This window comes from Kineothrix sp. MSJ-39 (assembly GCF_018917935.1).
In the GTDB taxonomy this organism is placed as follows: Bacteria; Bacillota; Clostridia; order Lachnospirales; family Lachnospiraceae; genus CAG-194.
Map to the genome: position 1 here is coordinate 1 of NZ_JAHLPN010000045.1, position 1,467 is coordinate 1,467.

The following is a 1,467-nucleotide window of genomic DNA, read 5'->3' on the forward strand; positions in this document are numbered from 1 at the left end:
TGAATATTCCTGTGCGGTGAAACCGCATGTCCGGAGTGACGGAAACCGTCAGTCCGGCACACGGAAACCGCTAGGTGCGAGTTTACTCGCGTAATGTTTTATCTAAACCATAGACCTCTCGCATAGAGATATCATGTGCTGCATCAATACTTGTGATATTAATACGGTAGCTGTCATGAGCAATGCGGTCAATGATTGCATCTGCCAGTGGGCTTGCATCGCCACCAAGCTGGTCGTACCAGTCCTCAAATTCATACTGAGAACAGAAGATGGTAGTAGACTTTTTACGTCTTCTGTGGAGCAGTTCAAAAATATCACGCTGTTCCGATTCCGTAGGTTTCAGCAGAAGCCACTCATCTAGTATCAACACCAGTGGGTTGGCATACTTTGCCATTACCTTCTTGTAGTTCCCCTCAGACCTTGCGATTTCTAAATCAATAAGCAGATCTGGAAGACGGACATACCTGGTATTGTAATACTGCTTACATGCCTCCATTCCGAAGGCGCAGGCCATGTAGGTCTTACCACAGCCTGTTGCACCGGTAATAAAAAGATTGCGGTGTTCAGATATATACTCGCAAGTTGCAAGTCTGTTAATCAGCTCCTTGTTGAGCTTGCGCCCTGAAGTATAGTTGATATCCATGATATTTGCTTCGGGCTGGTCGAATCCAGCATTATGAATCAGTCGCTTTAAACGATTATTCTTTCTGCTGTTAAATTCGATATCTACCAGCATACCAAACCGGTCTTCAAAAGGAATTTCCTTGAAAGTAGGATCGTTTGTCTGGTTACGGAATGCATCTGCCATAGCAGTAAGGCGCATTTCAATTAATTTATCAATTGTACTCTGATTGGTCATATGTTTTACCTCCGATAATAGTCGGCGCCTCTTGTGATGCCGCGTGATTTATGTGTGGTAACAGTATCGTCTGATGACGTTATAAGCTTGTCAGCCCCGGTTACAAGGATGTTGTTGATACTCTTATAACTTGGGGAGGCTGTAAAGGATAGAGCCCTTTTACAGGCAGCTTCCAGCTTTGCTTCTGAGTATTTCTCTGCAAGCTTTAAAAGCCCCATACAACTACGATATGTCTGCTGTTCCACTCTTTTAGAGGTAAGTATTGCATTTACTGCGGTGTATGTATTTATTCCAATCCGCTCAGCCCATTTGCGGAAACGGTCACCATTCCACTCTAAATATTTCTGGTGGTCTTCCGGCATGTGCTCCGTAATGGTGCTGTACTGCCCGGTGCGCCCTTTTAAACGGCGATGGGAAGCAATGCGGTTATGGTTATAGAAAATTTCAATAGTGGTGTCTGTTACCCTTACATCAACTTTCTTTTTGATGTATTCGTACGGAACTGAGTATAGCATTCCGTCCACAGATATGTGATAATTGAACTGGACGGTGGCTGTTTTCCAGTCACTCAGTTCAAAGCGGGTAGCAGGTAATGGTGCAAGTAACGG

At 44.4% G+C, this 1,467-nt stretch carries 2 protein-coding genes; both read right to left on the bottom strand.

Annotation, left to right across the window (positions count from 1 at the left end):
• Positions 1 to 82 precede the first annotated feature (82 nt).
• Entirely contained in the window at positions 83 to 859 is a 777-nt protein-coding gene (gene istB, locus KQI22_RS13660) for an IS21-like element helper ATPase IstB (protein ID WP_216553425.1), read from the bottom strand.
• A gap of 5 nt (positions 860 to 864) precedes the next feature.
• The coding region (locus tag KQI22_RS13665) for a Mu transposase domain-containing protein (RefSeq protein WP_442905258.1) at positions 865 to 1,467 on the bottom strand (603 nt) is incomplete at its 5' end.

What these genes read in the sequence shown, in the direction of transcription:
- istB (WP_216553425.1), bottom strand. Translation starts at nt 859, where the DNA reads ATGACCAATCAGAGTACAATTGATAAATTAATTGAAATGCGCCTTACT.